The following is a 17,650-nucleotide window of genomic DNA, read 5'->3' on the forward strand; positions in this document are numbered from 1 at the left end:
ACATTTGTAAGTGTTTGATCTGTAACGAATAAAACAACAAAACACGTGCGTGGCGCGTAATTTGCTTTCAAGTGCCCAGACCCAAGGCAATCGCGCGGAACGAACCCATGGGGCTCCATTTACCTCACCCAAAACAATCGGAAGTTCTATGACCATGTTCTCCAAAATAGCGCTTGCTGCTGCCATCAGTGTTGCCGGGGTCGCGGCCCATGCCTTGCCGGTGGCGTCCATCGGCGCTGGCAGTGTTGCCACCGCACAAGTCCTTGGTGCAAGCCTGTTTTCGACCAACTTCGTCTCTACAGTGACCAACTCGACCACGCAGCCGCACGTCGAGGTCACGCGGTCAACCGGGTTGAGGACGGCGTATGACTTCTACACCTTTGGCACGTCTGGTGGACTCGTCACGATCGACTTTGACAGCGTCAACTACACGGACATGGAAGTCGGCCTGTGGAACGCTGCGGGCACCTTGTTGGCGGCGAACGATGACAACAACTACGACTTTGGTGGTTCTATTTTGGATGCCGCCATCGTCAACTTCAACGTGGCTGCGGGTAACTACTTCATCGGGGTGTGCCGCTTCGGTTGCGGCTTTGGAAACGCTTTTGCCGTCAGTGGCGGCGCGCTGGGCAACAGCGGTGCCTATGTAATGAATGTGTCGGCAAACCCGGTGCCCGAGCCTGGCTCGCTGGCCTTGATGGGCCTGGCGCTGGCCGGTCTGGGCGTTGCCTCGCGCCGCTCGAAAGCGCGCTGAGCAACGACAGGGCCAGATGCCGGTTTCCGGCGACGCTGCGGCCTGCTTCTCTTTTGATAGCTTAAGGCGCTTTATCTACAAGCGCTGGAGCCATAAAACACCTCAAACTACCCCAGGCAACTTCAAATCGCCAGCGGGTCCACATCCACCAGCCAGCGCACCAGCCCCTTGTGCTCGGGCTGGCTGCGGGTGGTTTGCAGCACCGGCTGCCACGCGGCCAGAAAGCGTTGTAGCGCGGCGCGGCTGGGGCTTTCCATCAGCATCTGGGCGCGTTCCACATTGGCCACGCGCTGGATGGTCAGGGGCACGGGCGGGAACAGGGTGACCGCCTCCAGCCCCGGCAGTCCTGCCGCATGGGCGGCGGCGGTGGCGGCGGTCAGAAAACCCTGCGCCACCTCTTGCGTGCGCGCGTCGGCCCGCACCAGGGCCTGGTACGAGAACGGCGGCATGGCGGCCTCTTCGCGCTCCTTCAGTTGCTGGGCGGCAAAGGCCGGGTAGTCGTGCGTGCGCAGCGCCTCGAACACGGCGTGCTGGGGGTGAAAACTCTGCACCCACATCTCGCACGGCGTGCCCTGCGCGGCCATGTAGGCGGCGTCGCGCCCGGCGCGGCCGGCGGCCTGCATGAGCAGCGCAAACAGCCGCTCGGGCGCGCGAAAGTCGCTGCTGAACAGGGCGCCATCGGGCTGCACGGCGGCCACCAGCGTGATGCGGCGAAAGTCGTGGCCCTTGGCAATCATCTGCGTGCCCACCAGCACATCCACCTCGCCCGAATGCACCTGCGCCAGCTGTGCCTCCAGCGCGCCCTTGGCGCGGGTGGTGTCGGCGTCGATGCGGGCGATGCGGGCGGGCGCGCCGTCGGGGCGCTGCACGTTGCGCAGCAGGGCGCCAAGTTGCTCTTCGAGCTGCTCGGTGCCGCGGCCCATGGGGTGGATGTCGGGGCTGCCGCAGGTGGGGCAGTGGTAGGGCACGCGCACGGTATAGCCGCAGTGGTGGCAGCGCAGCGTGCGGTCGGTTTTGTGGAAGACCTGGTGCGCGCTGCAGTGCGGGCAGTCGCTTTTCCAGCCGCAGTCGGCGCAGTGCAGCACGGGGGCGTAGCCACGGCGGTTCAGCAAAACCATGCTTTGCTCGCCGCGCGCCACGCGCTCGGTGATGGCGGCCAGCAGCGGTGCGCTGAACACCGTGCGCCGGGGTTGCTGGTTCATGTCCACGCGGCGCACGCGGGGCAGGGCACCGGCGCCGCTGCCGGAACCGATTCGACTTGGCATGTGCAGCCGCACATAGCGCCCGCCTTCGGGGTCTTCGGCCGTTGGCGGGCGGCTGGCGTGCCAGCTTTCCAGCGAGGGCGTGGCCGAGCCCAGCAGAACCTTGGCGCCCTGCTCGCGCCCGCGCCAGATGGCCAGGTCGCGCGCCGAGTAGCGGGCGCCCTCCTGCTGCTTGTAGCTCGGGTCGTGTTCTTCATCGACCACGATGAGTTTCAGGCCCGGCAGGCTGGCAAACACCGCCATGCGCGTGCCCAGCACGATGCGGGCACTGCCGCTGTGCGCGGCCAGCCAGCTTTTCAGGCGCTGCGGGTTCGTCATGCCGCTGTGCAGCGAGACCACGGCGCCTGCGCCAAAGCGTGGTGCGAAGCGGCCGACAAAGCGCTCTTCGAGCTGGGGCGTGAGGTTGATTTCGGGCACCATCACCAGCGCCTGGGCCGTGGCGTCGGCCTCCAGCATTTCCTGCACGCAGCGCAGGTACACCTCGGTCTTGCCGCTGCCGGTGCTGCCAAACAACAGGAAGGGGCCTTTTTCAGAGGCAATTCTGGCCCTGGCGCTTTCCTGCTCTGCGCTAAGTGCTATGGTTTGAATAGCGTCTGAGTGGTCGCCCACTGCCTGGGCCGGGCGGCGCAGGCGGCGCGCCAGCTGTTCGGGTTTCAGGTCGCGCAGCTGCGGGGGCAGGGCGGCCAAGGCCACTTCGCCCAGGGCGCGCTGGTAATAGCGCGCCGCAAACGCCACCAGGCGGCGCCAGGGCCCATCGAGCGGGGCCACGCCGTCGAGCACGCCGGCAATGGAGCGCAGGGTGGCGCCGTCGGGCAGCTCGCCCGTGGCCGCGTCGGCATCCCACACCACGCCCAGCACCTCGCGCGTGCCCAGTGGCACGCGCACCAGCGTGCCGGGCGCGAGCGGGCGCTCACTGGCGTAGCTCAGCAGGTCGCCCACGCCGCTGTGCGACGGGGTCTGCAGGGCCACATGGACGATGGTGGGGTGGGCGGACATTACGGGCGCATCTTGATGTGATGTGGGGGTGTGGCGGCTAAGTGCTTGATTTGGCTGGTGCCGGCAGGTAATCCCGGTTTTCTGTGGATAACTTTGTTGACATCCTGTCAGGATGCCCTGCCAGGCCGCATGAATGCTGGCCTGCAACAGATTGCCCGGAAAAAGGGCATGAACAAAAAATCCTTATGAATCAATCGTCTGAAGAATTTCAGGGGGAATTTTTGTGTTAGCACGGTCGTCCGGATATTTGCTGCGCCGCACCACGATTTGTGTGCATAAGTCGTACAGCCCGGGTTCGTCAAGAGGGAAAAATGCCCCCGATTTGTGCTAGCCACCGATGCTGCTCCTCAAAAAATTCTTCAATTTGACCTGCAAGTGATTGATTTCATGGGGGATTTGCAAGAAATCCAGAATTTCTGTGGATAACTTTGTTGATATCTCGGGGGTTTGGCCTGCAAGTCCTTGAAATGACGCGTTTCGGCTGGTTTGCTTACAAAAAAGGCATTTGGATTAAATCGTTCAAAATCAATCACTTAGCGGAAATTTTTAGAAATGGCACAGACCGTTGGAACGGTGTGCAAGCGCCGCCGCCGAGCGACTGGGGGCGCCCCATTTTGTGCATAACCGTGGCCTGCACGCCACCGCGTGGTGCATGGGGCGGCGGCCCCGTCCCTTCAGCGCTGGCGCTGCGCGCGCGAGTAACCGTGCACCGTCTCCACCAGCGCCGCCACATGCTCGGGCGGGGTGAACTGGCTGATGCCGTGGCCCAGGTTGAAGATGTGCGTGGGGCCGGTGGTGGTGCGGTCGGTGTGCGGCGCGCCAAAGCTGTCGAGCACCTTGTGCACCTGGCTGACGATCTGCGCGGGCGGGGCAAACAGCACGTTGGGGTCGATATTGCCCTGCAGCGCCTTGCCGGGGCCGCCCACCTTGCCACCGACGATGGCGCGCGCCTTGCCCAGGTTGGCCGTCCAGTCCAGGCCCAGCACCTCGCAGTCGATGTCCTTCATATCTTGAAGCCAGATGCCGCCGCCTTTGGTGAAGACGATGCGCGGCACGTCGGTGCCGTCCACGCCGGTGCGCTTCAGTTGCGCCAGCACACGCTTCGTGTAGGCCAGGCTGAATTCCTGAAATGCCCCATCGGCCAGCACACCGCCCCAGCTGTCAAAAATCATCACGGCTTGCGCGCCTGCGTCGATCTGGGCGTTCAGGTATTGCGCCACGCTGTCCGCGTTCACGGCCAGGATGCGGTGCATCAGGTCGGGGCGCGCGTACATCAGGCTCTTGACCAGGCGGTAGTCGTCGCTGCCCTTGCCCTCGACCATGTAGCAGGCCAGCGTCCAGGGGCTGCCCGAAAAGCCGATCAGCGGCACGCGGCCGTTGAGGGCCTTGCGGATGCTGGTGACGGCGTCAAACACGTAGCGCAGCTTGTCCATGTCGGGCACGGCCAGCTGGGCCACGGCGGCCTCGTCGCGCACCACCTGGGCAAAGCGCGGGCCCTCGCCCTCGGCAAACGACAGGCCCAGGCCCATGGCGTCGGGCACGGTCAGGATGTCGCTGAACAAGATGGCGGCGTCGAGCGGGAAGCGATCGAGCGGCTGCAGCGTGACCTCGGTGGCGTATTGGACGTTGGTGGCCAGGCCCATGAAGCTGCCTGCCTGGGCACGCGTGGCCTTGTACTCGGGCAGGTAGCGCCCCGCCTGGCGCATGAGCCACAGGGGCGTGTAGTCGGTGGCCTGGCGGCGGCAGGCGCGCAGGAAGGTGTCGTTGGAGAGGGGCGCGAAGGTCATCCCGCAATTGTCGCAGGCGGACCACCCGCCTCGACACTCGACCCGGCGGTGGAAATTTGACGCGCATCAAGCCAGTGCGCCCGCGGAACTGGCTTTGCCAGGCCGCTGGGAGCGTCTCCCCTCAGGGGGGAAGGCGCGAAGCGGCTCAGGGGGGGTCACCGTTCAGCGATGTAGTGCGACATCCGCACGATTTCGCCGGGCGCGAGGAAAGCCCTTACCTCGGTCTCCAGCGCCTGGTCGGCCAGGGTGGCGCGGGCGCGCTGGTGCAGGTAGCCGGCCCAGGATTCGACGATGAAGCGCTCGACATAGCGCGAGGGTTCGCCCAGGTCCTTGTACACGCGCCAGAAGGTGGCGCCATCGCGCCGGCGCGGGGCCTTCATGCGGCCGATGGCGTCCAGAAAGGCCGCGTCGGTGCCCGGCGCGATGCGGTAGCCCACCTCCACGGCCACGGGGCCGGCCTCGGGCAGGGGCTCGGCCTCGATGAAAAGCTCGTCCCACGGCGTGGCCTGGGTCACCTCGTGCAGTGCGCCCATGCGCAGGGGCATGGGGCGGGCCAGCAGCAGGCTGGCCACCATGAGGGCCGCAGCCACACACAGCGTGGGCGTGATGCCGATAAGGTCGGACGAGGCGCCCCAGAAGGCCGAGCCCATGGCAAACGCGCCCAGCGCCGCCACCATGTGCATGGCCACGGCGCGCGAGCGCACCCACTGCGGCGCGCTGGCCTGGGTGGCGGTGTTGAAGGTGGACATGGCCGACATCCACGCCGCGCCCGCCAGCAGCAGCCACAGATAGACAAACCAGGCCCGCTGCGTGAGCGCCGCCACCAGCATGGCCGCGGCAAACACGCCGCCGGCGGTGCCCACGATGGCCTTCAGCCCGAAGCGCGCGCGCAGCCGTCCCAGCACCAGGCCCACCAGCACCGCGCCCGTGCCCAGGCAGCCCATCAGCAGGCCAAAGCCCTGCGCGCCGGTGCCCAGGCGCTGCGCAATCACCGGCAGCAATGCCCACAGCGCCGAGCCCGCCGCGCTAAAGGCCGTCACCCGCACCAGCTGCGCCAGGATCATGCGCGAATGCCAGGCAAAGCGCAGGCCGCTCAATGTGCCGCCCCACAGGCGCTCGGCGGGCAGTTTGGACGGCGGGTGCGCCTTGGGCGGCCAGCGGCGGATCGATTCCCACATCACCAGCGTGGTGGCCACCGTGACGGCAAACACCCAGCCCGCCCCCAGCAGCGCAAACAGCAGCCCCGCCAGCGTGGGCCCCACGGCGCGCGCCGCGTTGTAGGCAATGCTGACGGCGGTGATGGCCTGCGGCCATCCGTCGCGCGGCACCGGGTCGATCACCGACGAGTTCCAGGCGGGGGTGAGCATGGCCGTGCAGCAGCCGCACACAAACACCAGCAGCAACACCGATGCCGGGCCACCCCATCCGCCCAGCACCAGCAGGGCCAGCAGCGCGCAGGCCACGGTCTGCGCCAGCAGCGCGCCCGAAATCAGGCGCCGGCGGTCGGTGGTGTCGGCCAGCACGCCGGCGGGCAGCGCCAGCAAGAACATGGGCATGAACACGGCGGTCTGCACCAGCGCCGCCAGGAACGACGAGCCCGTGAGTTCCACCATGAGCCACGCGGCCGCCATGGTCTGCATGCCGTTGCCGACAAAGAACACCCCGCCGCAGATCCACAGGCCCCGGAAAGCGGTCTGGCGCAGGGGGCTCCATAAAGAGGTTGAGGGCGAGGACATGAGCGCTGGTTGGATGGGGCCGATGAAGGTTCGGGTGGAGCCGGCAGTCGAGCGTGCTGCCGTTCATGCGGTCGACGTGCTGCGAGGATAGCCGCGATGCCCGGTTTGCGCTGCCGTGGGTGGATGTGCTTGCGGGTGGTGGTGGACTGGATGGCCGGGGCGCGCTGGTGTGGGTTGGCACCATTTGAGGTGTTTTTGGCATCCGGCGCTTGATGGATAAGCGCTGGCAGCTATTGATTCAGTAGCGTGCCACTCTGCCCCGACGCCAGCAGCCGCGTCAGCAGTGGGTGCATCACCTTGCGCGCGCTGTAGATCAGGTGGAACTGCTCCTGCACATCGGGCGTGCTGCCCACCTGCACCAAGCCATGGGTCTGCGCCAGGTGCTCGCCCAGCGACACGGGCGCGGGCATCACGCCCATGCCGGTGGCGGCAAAGGTGCTCAAGAGGGCGCTGTCTTCAAACTCGCCGGCAATGCGCGGGCGGATGCGCTCGCGCTCCAGCCAGTGGTCGATGCGCGCGCGCATGGCGGCGTGGTCGGTGGGCAGCAGCACGGGAACCACGGCCAGGCTGTGCGGAAAGCCGTTGGCTGTCGCCTCGGCCCACAGCGGCGGGGCATACCAGGCGATGGCGCTGCTGCCCAGCAGCTGGCTGGTGGTGCGCAGGGTGGGGTTGGGCGGCGCCGCGCGGTCGGCCAGCACCGCGTCGAGCTTGTGCAGTGCCAGCTCGCCCAAAAGCGGCTGAAATTCGCCCTCATGGCACAGCAGCCGCAGGTGGGGCTCGTCCAGCACGGGCGTCAGCAGCCGGTGCACGGCCAGCTTGGCAATGCCGTCAGAGATGCCCAGGTTCAGCCGCAGCGTCTGGCCACTGGCGGCCTCGCGCACGCGCACGGGCAGCAGCTCACCCAGCGCAAAGATGAGGTCGGCCTCGTGCAGCGCCGCCACGCCGGCGTCGGTCAGCACCAGGTTGCGCCCCTCACTGCGCAGCAGGCTTACACCCAGCGATTTTTCCAGCTCGCGCACCTGGGCGCTGATGGTCTGCACGGCCATGTCCAGCCGCTCGGCGGCGCGGGCAATGCCGCCTTCCTTGGCCACCACCCAGAAGTAGAAAAGATGGCGGTAATTGAAGCTTTGGCTCATGGGGGGCTTTCGGTGGGTGAAGCGGTGGGGTTCGTAAAAACCGAACCAATGCTACCAATATGACAGGTTTTTAAGAATCGATGCCGCCCCTACAGTGCAGCCCTGTGCCCGAGGCGAGCGGTGGGCAAAACAAATTCCCTTTCGGAGAAAAAGCATGGAAACGATAGGAACCTGGTGGATGTGGGCGGGATTTGCCGTCTTTGTGGTGGTGGCCATTGCCATCGACCTGTTGGTGATGGAGCGCCAGGGCGCGCACAAGGTCACGATGAAAGAGGCCGTGCGCTGGAGCCTGCTGTGGTTCTCACTGGCCTTTGTGTTTGTGGCCATTTTGTGGTGGTACCTCGATGGCAGCCAGGGCCGCGAGGTGGCCAACACGGTGTCGATGCAGTTCATCACCGGCTATCTGGTCGAAAAGAGCCTGTCGATCGACAACATCTTTGTCTTTTTGATGCTGTTCAGCTACTTTGCCGTGCCGCCGCAGTATCAAAAGCGCGCGCTCATCATCGGCATCATCGGCGCCATCGTGCTGCGCACCCTGCTGATTCTGGTGGGCGCCTGGCTGCTGGCCACCTTCCACTGGCTGCTGTATGTGTTTGGCGCGTTTCTGGTGTTTACCGGCGCGAAGATGTGGTTTGCCGCCGGGCAGGAACCCGACATCGCCACCAACCCGGTGCTCACGCTGCTGAAAAAGCGCATGCGCATCACCGACCGGTTTGACGGCGAAAAACTCAGCACCATGATCGGCGGCATCAAGCACTACACCCCGCTGTTCGTGGTGCTGGTGCTGATCGGCACCACCGACATCATCTTTGCGGTGGACAGCATTCCGGCGATTTTTGCCATCACCAGCGACCCGTTCATCGTGCTCACGGCCAACATCTTCGCCATCCTGGGCCTGCGCGCGCTGTACTTTTTGCTGGCCGACCTGGCCAACCGCTTCCACCTGCTGGCTTACGGCCTGGCGCTGGTGCTGGTGTTCATCGGCGGCAAGATGCTGCTGATTGACCTGGTGAAGATTCCGATCGGCTACGCGCTGCTGGTCACGGCCACGCTGATTGCCGGCTCCATCGTGCTGTCGCTGCGGGCGTCGAGCCAAGGCTCGCCTGCCCTGCCTCCCAAGGGCTGAGCTTTGGCCGCCATGCAGATGCTGTGCAGCTTGCGCCGCTGGTTGCGGGGGCTGGAGCCCCGCGTGCGGGGCCACATGGACCGGCCCTGGCTGCTGAGCCTGCAGCCCTGGCTGGAGCAGCGCGCGCTGTTCCGTTTTCAGCGCCAGCCCCTGGCCCGGGGCGTGGCAGCGGGGATGTTCTGCGGGCTCATTCCCGGCCCGCTGCAGTTGCCCGGCACCCTGCTGGCTTGCGCCTGGCTGCGGGGCAATGTGGTGGCGGGGGGCATGACCACGTTCTATACCAACCCCCTGACGATCGTGCCGCTGTATGCGCTGGCCTTTTACCTGGGCGCGCTGGCGATGCCGGGAGAGCAGGTCATGCCCGCCTGGGGCACCGTGGCGCCGGACGGAGTGTTTTCCGTGCAGGCGCTGGCCGCATGGATGCAGGCCCTGGGCACGCCCCTGCTGGTGGGGTTGCCCACCCTGGGCTTGCTGCTGGCGGCGCTGGGTTATGTGGCCGTGCACATCCTGTGGCTGGCTCCGGCTGTGCAGCGCGGGCGCCGCTGGCAGCGCTGCCGCACCGCAGGCTGCACCAGGCCGCCTGCGGAGCATTGACCAACAGGTTTGGATGCGCTCAGCCCGAAAGGCGCTGGAGACGCCAACGGGCTGAATCGATAGCAAGGGAAATGGAATCAGGCCGTGGCGCGGGCCAAGGCCTGGTCAATGTCCCACAGGATGTCGTCGATGTCCTCGATGCCCACCGAAAGCCGCACCATGTCGGCGCTGACACCGGCGCGGGCAAGTTCCTCCTCGCTGAGCTGGCGGTGCGTGGTCGAGGCCGGGTGGATCACCAGCGTCTTGGCGTCGCCGATGTTGGCCAGGTGGCTTAAAAACTCGCAGTCGTCGATGAACTTCTCGCCCGCCGCCGCGCCGCCTTTCACGCCAAAGGTCAGGATGCCCGAGGCGCCGGGGTGACCGTCCACCACGCGGAACTGCTTGTGGGCCAACGCGTGGTACGGCGAGCCGCTCAATCCGGGGTAGTTGACCCATTGCGCCTTCGGGTGGCCTTGCAGGAACTGCGCTACCTTCAGGGCATTGCGGCAGTGTTCGCGCATGCGCAGGTGCAGCGTTTCGGCGCCCTGCAGCAGCTGCCAGGCGTTCATGGGCGAGAGCACGCCGCCAAAGGTGCGGTTGACCTCCATGCGCGCCTTCATGGTGTAGCCAAAGTCGCCAAAGGTCTCGTAAAACTTCACACCGTGGTAGGCGCGGCTGGGCTCCACCATCTCGGGGAATTTGCCGTTGTCCCACGGAAACTTGCCGCCTTCCACCACCACGCCGCCCATGGTGGTGCCATGGCCGCCGATGTATTTGGTGGCGCTGTGCACCACGATGTCGGCGCCAAACTGCAGCGGGTTGCACAGGTAGGGGCTGGCCACGGTGTTGTCGATGATGAGCGGCACGCCGTGCGCGTGCGCCACCTCGGCAATCGCGGTGATGTCCAGCACGTTGACCAGCGGGTTGCCGATGGTTTCGCCATACACGGCGCGGGTGTTGGGGCGCATGGCGCGGGCAAAGTTTTCGGGGTCGGCCGGGTCCACGAACGTGGTCTCGATGCCCAGCCGGCTGAACCCGACGCCGAGTTGCCCCACCGTGCCGCCATACAGCGTGCTCGCCGCCACGATGTGGTCGCCGGTTTTCAGGATGGCCAGCAGTGCCGCCATCTGCGCGGCCATGCCGCTGGCGCAGGCCAGGGCAGCGCGGCCGTTTTCCAGGCTGGCGATGCGCTCCTCCAGCACGGCCACCGTGGGGTTGCTGATGCGGCTGTAGACATTGCCAAAGGTCTGCAGGTTGAACAGGCTGCTGGCATGCTCGGCGTCGTCAAACACAAAGCTGGTCGTCTGGTGGATGGGCGTGGCGCGCGCACCGGTCACCGGGTCGGGCTGGGCGCCTGCGTGGATGGCGCGGGTGCCGAAACCGTAGGCGTGGTCGGCGCCGGAAGAAGGGGTATTGGCCATGGTCTATGTCAAAAGTGCCTCCAGCGCTTGTGCAGAAAGCGCTGGCAGCTATCAATAAGGAAGCTTGCGCAGCCGCTTGGCGGTGATCACGCCGGTGTTCACGCCCATCCAGCCCAGGCCGCCGAAGAGGCGCGCATGCTCAATTTTTACGCAGCGGTTCTGGATTACCTGCAGGCCCGCGTCCTCGGCGCGCTGGGCGGCGTCCTCGTTGACCACGCCCAGCTGCAGCCACAGGCAGCTGGCGCCGATGGCGATGGCCTCCTCGGCCAGCGGCGGGATGTCGTCGCTTTTGCGAAAACAGTCCACCATGTCGATGCGCCCGCCCTGGCGGGCGATGGCCTGCGAGGCGTCGGACAGGCTGGCGAAGCAGGTCTCGCCCAGAATGCTGCCGCCGCCCTGCGCCACCACCGGGTTCACCGGCACGATGCGGTAGCCGTGCGCCTGCAGGTACTTGGCGGCAAAGAAACTGGGGCGGTGCCACTGCGGCGACAGGCCCACCACCGCAATGGTGCGGCAGCGGCCCAGCACGTCGCGCAGGGTGCTGATGGTGTCGGGGGTGCGGCTCATGCGGGGCAGTGTACGCAAGCGCGTCTGCCCCCGCCCGCCCCGCGCCGCAGGCCGGATGCGTTGGCGGCTACAGCGTCGCCAGCGCTTGCCGCACCTCGGCCACGCTGAGGATCTCGGTCAGCACCACCGGCGCCTTGCCCGGGGCGTAGAGCACATACACCGGCACGCCGCTGCGGCCGAGCTGGGTGAGGGCGGCGGTGATGGCGGGGTCGCGGCGCGTCCAGTCGGCGCGCAGCAGGGCCACCTTGCGGTCGGCAAAATCGGCCAGCACGCTGCTGTCTGCCAGCGTGGTGCGCTTGTTGTACTGGCAGGTCACGCACCATGCGGCGGTGAAATCCACAAACACCGGCTGGCCAGCGGCCATCAGCGCGGCCGCACGGTCTGCGGACCAGGGCTGCCAGGCATTGGCAGCGCTGGTGCCGCCGCTGCCGCCGGTGGCGACCTGGGCGGCGTTCTCCACCGGTTTGATGACATTTTGGCCAATAGCGCTTATCAGCCAAGCGCTGCCAGCTATCAAAACAGAAGCAATCACCACCCGCGTGCGCCCGCGCAGCGTGAGCGACCACACCAGCGCACTGCCGGCCACCAGCAGCGCCAGCAAGGCGCCCGCGCCGTCGATACCGCTTTGCTGGCCCAGCACCCACACCAGCCAGACCACCGTGGCGAACATGGGAAACGCCATGGCGCGGCGGAAGGTGTCCATCCATGGGCCGGGGCGGGGCAGCCAGCCCACCACGGCGGGCACCAGGCTGGCGGCAAGGTAGGGCAGGGCCATGCCCAGGCCCAGCGCGGCAAACACGGCCAGCGCCTGCGCGGCGGGCATGCCCACGGCAAAGCCCAGCGAGGCACCCATGAACGGTGCCGTGCACGGCGAGGCAATGGCCACGGCCAGCACGCCCGACAAAAACGCATCGCCCACCGGGTGGCGCGCCTGCAGCGTGGCCAGGCGCCCCGGCACGAACTGGCCAAACTCGAACAGGCCCGCCAGGTTGAGCCCGATCAGCGTGAACAGCCCGGCCAACAGCGCCACCACGGCGGGCGACTGCAGCTGAAACCCCCAGCCCAGCTGCTCACCCGCCGCGCGCAGGCCCAGCAGCAGGCCGCCCAGCGCCAGAAACGACAGCACCACACCTGCCGTGTAGGCGGCACCGGCCAGGCGCTGCGCGCGCCGGTTGCTGCCGTGCTGCGCAAAGCCCAGCACCTTGATGGCCAGCACCGGAAACACGCAGGGCATGAGGTTGAGCAGCAGGCCGCCCAGCAGCCCGCCGGCCAGCGCCGCCAGCAGCGTGCCCAGCGGGGCGCTGGTGGGGGCGGAAGGCGCGGACTGGGCCTGGTTGGCCGCCAGCGCCGCCGCGAGGGCGGGCGACACGCTGGCGCGCGGGGCGGCGGCCCAGGTGCCGCTCACGCTGGCCACGGTGCGCCAGGCGTGGGGCGCTTGCTGGTCTGCGGGGCGCTGGTCGAGTGCCAGCACCAGCGGCAGGCTGGCGGGCGTGTCGCCGCGCTGGGGCGACAGCGGCAGGTCGGCGGTCCAGACATCGCCGTTCCAGGCCTGCGTCCAGTCCTTGCCGGGCACGGCGGCGGGGATCAGCACCTCGGGTGTTTCGGAAAACAGGGCCAGCGTTTGGCCGCGTGCGGCAGCGGGCAGCCCGCGCACGGTCAGTTGCAGGCGCTCGCCCTGTACCCGCACCTGGCTGCCCTGGCCGTCGCCCGCCAGCGCCAGCGGCTGGTCGGCCTGGCTCTGGGCGAAGGCGGCGGCGTGCAGCGCGGTGGAGCCACGCACCGGCAGTTGCAGCGCAAATTCGCCTTCTTCGGGAATGCACTCGACGCGGCACACCAGCCAGGTGGCGCGCAGGCGCACAGCCAGCGTGCCGTTGCCTGCCAGCGGCGCCTGGAAGTCGGGGCCCACCTGCACCGGCACGGGCAGCAGCACCGTGCCTTCGTAGCCATGGTTGGCCAGGGTGCCGATGCGGATGGTGTGGGGCACGGGCCAGGCGATGTCGCCAGCGGCCAGGCCGGCAGGCAGCGTCCAGCTCAGCTCGGTGGGCAGGCCCGAGTCGCCGGGGTTTTTCCAGTAGGTGTGCCACTCGGGCTGGTGGGTGATTTGCAGGCCCAGCCACAGCGGCTGGCCGGGGCCCACGCCTTCGGGGGCGTGCGCGATGAGTTCGGCGCGCACTCGGGGCGTGGTGACCACGCTGCTGGTGCTGGTCCCCGGTTTTTGGCTAAATTGGGCGCTGACGCCCGTCCATGAAGCGCTGGCAGCTATGAAAAGCAGAGCGAAAAAGAGGCGCGAGAGCAGACGATAAGGCATGGTTACAGGGTGTGAGCGCTGGCGCAGCGGTTGGTTCCGGTGCGCCCTGGCAGGGCACGCCGGGCGTGGTGCACCCTGCGCGTGGCGCGGCCTGACGGGTTGCCTCTATTGTGTCGCCAAGCTCAGCTGGGCCTGGGGCGTCCATTTTTCGTCCGCCGCGGTGGTCCGGGGTGCGGCGATGAACAGGCGCTCCGCGGGCAGCTTTTGCTCGGCCAGGTAGGCCTTGACGGCCTGGCCGCGTTGCGTGGCCAGCTCGGTCGCCAGGTCTTCGGTGGCGGCGGGCAGGTGGGCCAGCAGCAGGGCTTCCATCTCGGGCACCGGCAGGTCCTTGGCCATGCCCACCAGGTTGCGCGGCTTGGGCATGTCGGCGCGGCGGTACACCTCCTTGAGCAGCGCCGGGTATTCGGCGGCCTGCACGGGGCTGGTGTCGGCAGGGGTGGCGCGGCGCTTGGCGGCGCGCACCAGCGCTTGCAGGCGCTCGCGCTGGAGGGCCTCGCGCTCGCGCGCCAGGCTGGCCGTGCCGGTCACGGTGATCTTGAGCGCGGGCCGCTCGGTCAGGGCCTGGGCCACTTTGTCCAGGCTTTGCCGGGCTTCGGGCGTGAGCGTGGCGCTGCCGGGGGCAAAGGCCACGCTGCTGAGTTCGTCGCCGCCGCCAAACGCGCGGGCCAGCAGGCTGAACGGCGCCGTGATGGCCTTGCCGATCAGGTTGACGATGATCTTGAAGATGACGGGGCCGACGCGGAACTGCGGGTCGTTCAGCGAGCCGCTGATGGGCAGGTCGAGGTCGATCACACCCTGGCTGTCGGCCAGCAGGGCCACGGCCAACCGCACCGGCAGGCTGTTGGGGGCGCCCTCCACGGGGTCGCCAAACGTGAGCTGGTGGAGCACCAGCTTGTTGCTGGCGGTGAGCTGGCCGTTGGGCAGCACCTTGTAGGACACGTCCATGCTGAGCTTGCCGCGCTCGATGCCATGGCCCGCGTATTTCACCGCATAGGGCGTGAGGGGCGGCAATTCGAGGTCGCGCACCTTGCCGTGGATATCGAGCGCCAGCGGCTTGGCCAGCGGGTTGAGCTTGCCAGTGATTTCCAGCGAGGCCGAGCCCTCGGCGCGGCCGCGCAGTTCCAGGTCGGCCAGCACGGGCTCGCCGCCCGGCGGCTGGGACGAGAACGCGCTGAGCTTGCCGGTCAGCTCGGTCAGGTCGGCCGAATAGTTGGGCTTGATGAAGTAGTCCGAGAACAGCACCTTGCCGTTGACCAGGCTCACCGGGCCGAACACCACCACCGGCGCCAGCGGGTCGGGCGGCAGGGGGGCGCTGGCCGATGCGGTGGCGGTGTTTGCGGGCGTGTCGGGGGGCGTATCAGGGGCAGCGGCCACGGGGGTGGGTGGCGCGGGCGTGGCGGTGGGCGCCTGGTTGTTGACCTCGGCCGGGCTTTTGGCGATGTCGCTCAGGTTGATCCGGCCGTTTTCGTTGATGGCGATGCGCGCATAAAAGTCGGCCAGGCTGGTTTCCTTCACCTCCACGCGGGGGGCGGTGTTGGGCGCCAGGGCCACGGAGAGGCCGCGCAGGCCCAGGCTCTTCCAGGCCAGCAGTTCCTCGCCCACCTGCTCGGCGGTCTTGGGCGTGGCGGCGGCCGTGCTGTTGGCGCGCAGCGCGTCGATGGCGGCGTCGCCGTTCAGGCGCAGCGTGGTGCCGCGCGGGCTTTGGGACATCGCCACCTGGCCGCGAAAGCCCACGTCGGCGCGCAGCAGTTCGATGGCGAAGCGGTCGGCCAGGTAGCCGTCGAGGGCGTGCAGGGGCAGGCGGCTGGCCTCCAGGCGGCCTTGCGTGGCAAAGGGCTGGGGCGTGAGCGTGCCCCGGTAGTCGAGCTTGCCGGCGTTGCCCCCGAATTCGAGTTTGCCGGCGTTGCCCCGGCGTGCAGCCACCTGGGCCGACAGGTGGAACGCTTCGGGCTTGCGGCCGTCCGGGGCCAGGTTGCGGGCCTGCAGGCTCAGCGCCGACAGGTTCAGTGCCACGGGGCGGGGCTGGGCGCGGTCGGCAAAGGCCACGCTGCCCTGGTCCACGTTCAGCTCGCCCAGGCGCACGCGCCAGGCGGGCGCTGCCGCCGTGGTGCTGCTGGCGGGCTTGGCGGCGGGCGTGGTGGCGGGTGCGGCCTTGAGCCAGCGCTCGAACATCCAGCGGCCGTCGGCGGCGCGCTCCACCGTGGCCTGGGGCTGGGTGATGCCCAGGCGCGCGATGTCCACGGTGCGGGTGTCCAGATTCAGCTTCAGGCCGTCCAGGCCCAGCTTGCCCACGCTGGCCAGCGCGGTCTTGCCCTGTTGCAGCGCCAGTTGCTCCAGCGCCAGCGGGCCGGCGCTGAGGGTGACCCCCGTGGCGCCTGCCTTGGCTGCGTCACCGGCGGGGGCTTGCCACTGCACGGCCATCTCGCCGCTGAGCTGGCCGGTCAGCGCGGGCTCCAGCGTCTGCGCCAGGTAGGGCGCGGCCAGCTGCAGAGCCAGGGCCTTGGCCGACAGGTTGACCTCGGCGGCGCGGTCGGTGGCCTGGCCCTTGAAGGCCAGGGTGCTGCCCTGCAGGCTTTGCGTGCTGCTTTGCACGCCCAGCGCGCCCGTGAAGGTGAGCGGCGCCTTGAAGGGATAGGCCACATCGGCCACATCCAGCGTGAAGTCGGTGGCCTGCAGCGCGGCGGCGGGCCGGGTGCTCTGGTCGGTCCAGCGCAGCTGGCCCTGGCGCACGGCGGCCTGCGCCACGGCCACGGTCCAGCCGGGCGGGGCGGCGGGTGGAGTTGCGCTGCTGGCGCTGCTGGCGGGTGTCGTTGCGCCGCTGGTAGATGGGGTCGCGCCGCTGGCGGGGCCCTGGGGGGCCGGTGCGGCAGGCGGTGTGGGTTTGGCGGTGGGGGATGCCGCCGGAGATCCCGCCGGTGCGGCCAGTTGCGCGAGGTTGATCTCGCCTTTGGCATTGCGCGTGGCCGTCACGATGGGCGATGCCAGCTCCACGCGGGCCAGGCGCACCACCTGGTCGAGCGGTCGCACATCGGCCATGTCCACCGTGAGGCGCTCGTAGGACAGCAGGGGTTGCTGGTGGCGATCGGTGATCTGCACTTTGCGCGTCTGCACCTGGCCCGACAGCGTCACGGCCAGGCGGGGTGCCTGCTCGAACGCCACCTTCAGGTCCAGGTCGAGGACGGCGCCCTGCACGCGCACCGGCAGGCTGGCAGGCAGGTAGGGCAGGTAAGGTGCCAGATCCAGCCCCTCCCACTTCAGCGTGGCGTCGCCCTTGCCGGTTTGGGTAAACGGCGTGGCCTGCGCCGACGAGTCAAACCGGCTGCCGTCCACTTCGAAAGACAGGTGCGGCTCGACCTGGATCTCGCGCTGTGCGGGCAGGGTGCTGATGAAGGGCACTTTGAGGGCCAGCTGGCGCACGGCGTGGGTTTTGTCCACCGTGCGGTCGTCAAAGTCGATGGCGCCGCCGGTCAGCGTGAGGTTGTGCAGCGCCAGCCGGGCGGGGCCGCTGGCGGGTTTGTCGGTGGGGGCGGTGAGCCGGGCCAGGATGTCGTCCACGTCGTAGTGGCCGTCGGCCAGGTGCGTAAGCCGCAGATGGGGCGCGTCGATCGCGAGGGCGTCCACCACCGGCGCCAGGCGCAGCAGCGACTGCAGCTCGGCATCGGCATAGATGCGCGCAATGCTCAGCTGCGGCGGGCCGCCCTGGGCGCCGCCGATGGCGATGTCGCGCAGGGTGACTTCCAGCGTCCAGGGCTTGAACTCGATGGCCCCCACGGTGACGGGGCGGCCCAGCTGTTCGCTGGCGATGCGCTCCAGCGGGCCCTTGACCAGCGCCGGCACCGACAGCCAGCTCAGCAGCCACAGCAGCAACAGCGCCAGCAAGGCCCACAGGCCCCGGCGAACCCAACGGTGGTGGCGTAATGTGGCGAGCGACGTGAGGGCAAGGGGCTGGGGCATGGGGCTGTCGGGCAATGTGGAGCGAAAGGG

11 protein-coding genes are annotated in these 17,650 nt (G+C 68.2%); 3 read left to right on the top strand and 8 right to left on the bottom strand.

What is annotated here, in order from left to right:
• Window positions 1–148: 148 nt before the first annotated feature.
• Window positions 149–754, top strand: coding sequence for a DVUA0089 family protein (locus J8G26_RS10595; RefSeq protein ID WP_210568960.1), 606 nt, complete (start codon window positions 149–151; stop codon window positions 752–754).
• 122 nt (window positions 755–876) lie between these two features.
• On the opposite strand, the gene priA is transcribed toward J8G26_RS10595, so the two are convergent.
• The 4 genes from priA to J8G26_RS10615 all read right to left on the bottom strand — a co-directional run bounded on the left by priA (window position 877) and on the right by J8G26_RS10615 (window position 7,671).
• Window positions 877–3,012: a primosomal protein N' gene (gene priA / locus J8G26_RS10600; RefSeq protein WP_210568890.1), complete on the bottom strand. Its 2,136-nt coding sequence runs from the start codon at window positions 3,010–3,012 to the stop codon at window positions 877–879.
• Window positions 3,013–3,686: 674 nt separating this feature from the next.
• Complete coding sequence (hemE, locus tag J8G26_RS10605; RefSeq protein ID WP_210568891.1) at window positions 3,687–4,799, bottom strand: uroporphyrinogen decarboxylase; 1,113 nt, start codon at window positions 4,797–4,799, stop codon at window positions 3,687–3,689.
• Between the two features lie 155 nt (window positions 4,800–4,954).
• Window positions 4,955–6,535: an MFS transporter gene (locus tag J8G26_RS10610; protein WP_210568892.1), complete on the bottom strand. Its 1,581-nt coding sequence runs from the start codon at window positions 6,533–6,535 to the stop codon at window positions 4,955–4,957.
• Between the two features lie 230 nt (window positions 6,536–6,765).
• Complete coding sequence (locus J8G26_RS10615) at window positions 6,766–7,671, bottom strand: LysR family transcriptional regulator (protein ID WP_087743444.1); 906 nt, start codon at window positions 7,669–7,671, stop codon at window positions 6,766–6,768.
• A 154-nt stretch (window positions 7,672–7,825) separates the two neighbouring features.
• Here J8G26_RS10615 and J8G26_RS10620 point away from each other — a divergent pair, with 154 nt between their 5' ends.
• Both J8G26_RS10620 and J8G26_RS10625 read left to right on the top strand, forming a co-directional pair.
• Window positions 7,826–8,797, top strand: coding sequence for a TerC family protein (locus J8G26_RS10620; RefSeq protein ID WP_210568893.1), 972 nt, complete (start codon window positions 7,826–7,828; stop codon window positions 8,795–8,797).
• 12 nt (window positions 8,798–8,809) lie between these two features.
• Window positions 8,810–9,391 (top strand): DUF2062 domain-containing protein, encoded by a 582-nt coding sequence (locus J8G26_RS10625; protein ID WP_232476528.1) that lies wholly within the window; start codon window positions 8,810–8,812, stop codon window positions 9,389–9,391.
• Between the two features lie 77 nt (window positions 9,392–9,468).
• Here J8G26_RS10625 and J8G26_RS10630 read toward each other — a convergent pair whose 3' ends face one another.
• The 4 genes from J8G26_RS10630 to J8G26_RS10645 all read right to left on the bottom strand — a co-directional run bounded on the left by J8G26_RS10630 (window position 9,469) and on the right by J8G26_RS10645 (window position 17,620).
• Complete coding sequence (locus J8G26_RS10630; protein ID WP_210568894.1) at window positions 9,469–10,791, bottom strand: O-acetylhomoserine aminocarboxypropyltransferase/cysteine synthase family protein; 1,323 nt, start codon at window positions 10,789–10,791, stop codon at window positions 9,469–9,471.
• Window positions 10,792–10,842: 51 nt separating this feature from the next.
• Entirely contained in the window at window positions 10,843–11,358 is a 516-nt protein-coding gene (locus J8G26_RS10635) for a CoA-binding protein (RefSeq protein ID WP_210568895.1), read from the bottom strand.
• A gap of 67 nt (window positions 11,359–11,425) precedes the next feature.
• Window positions 11,426–13,666 carry a thioredoxin family protein gene (locus J8G26_RS10640; protein ID WP_210568896.1) on the bottom strand — a complete coding sequence of 747 codons (2,241 nt, stop codon included), beginning with the start codon at window positions 13,664–13,666 and terminating at the stop codon, window positions 11,426–11,428.
• Window positions 13,667–13,771: 105 nt separating this feature from the next.
• On the bottom strand, window positions 13,772–17,620 hold the full coding sequence (locus J8G26_RS10645) for a DUF748 domain-containing protein (RefSeq protein ID WP_210568897.1): 3,849 nt from the start codon (window positions 17,618–17,620) through the stop codon (window positions 13,772–13,774).
• Between the last annotated feature and the right edge of the window lie 30 nt (window positions 17,621–17,650).

This window comes from Acidovorax sp. JG5 (assembly GCF_017939685.1).
Taxonomy (GTDB): Bacteria; Pseudomonadota; Gammaproteobacteria; order Burkholderiales; family Burkholderiaceae_C; genus Acidovorax.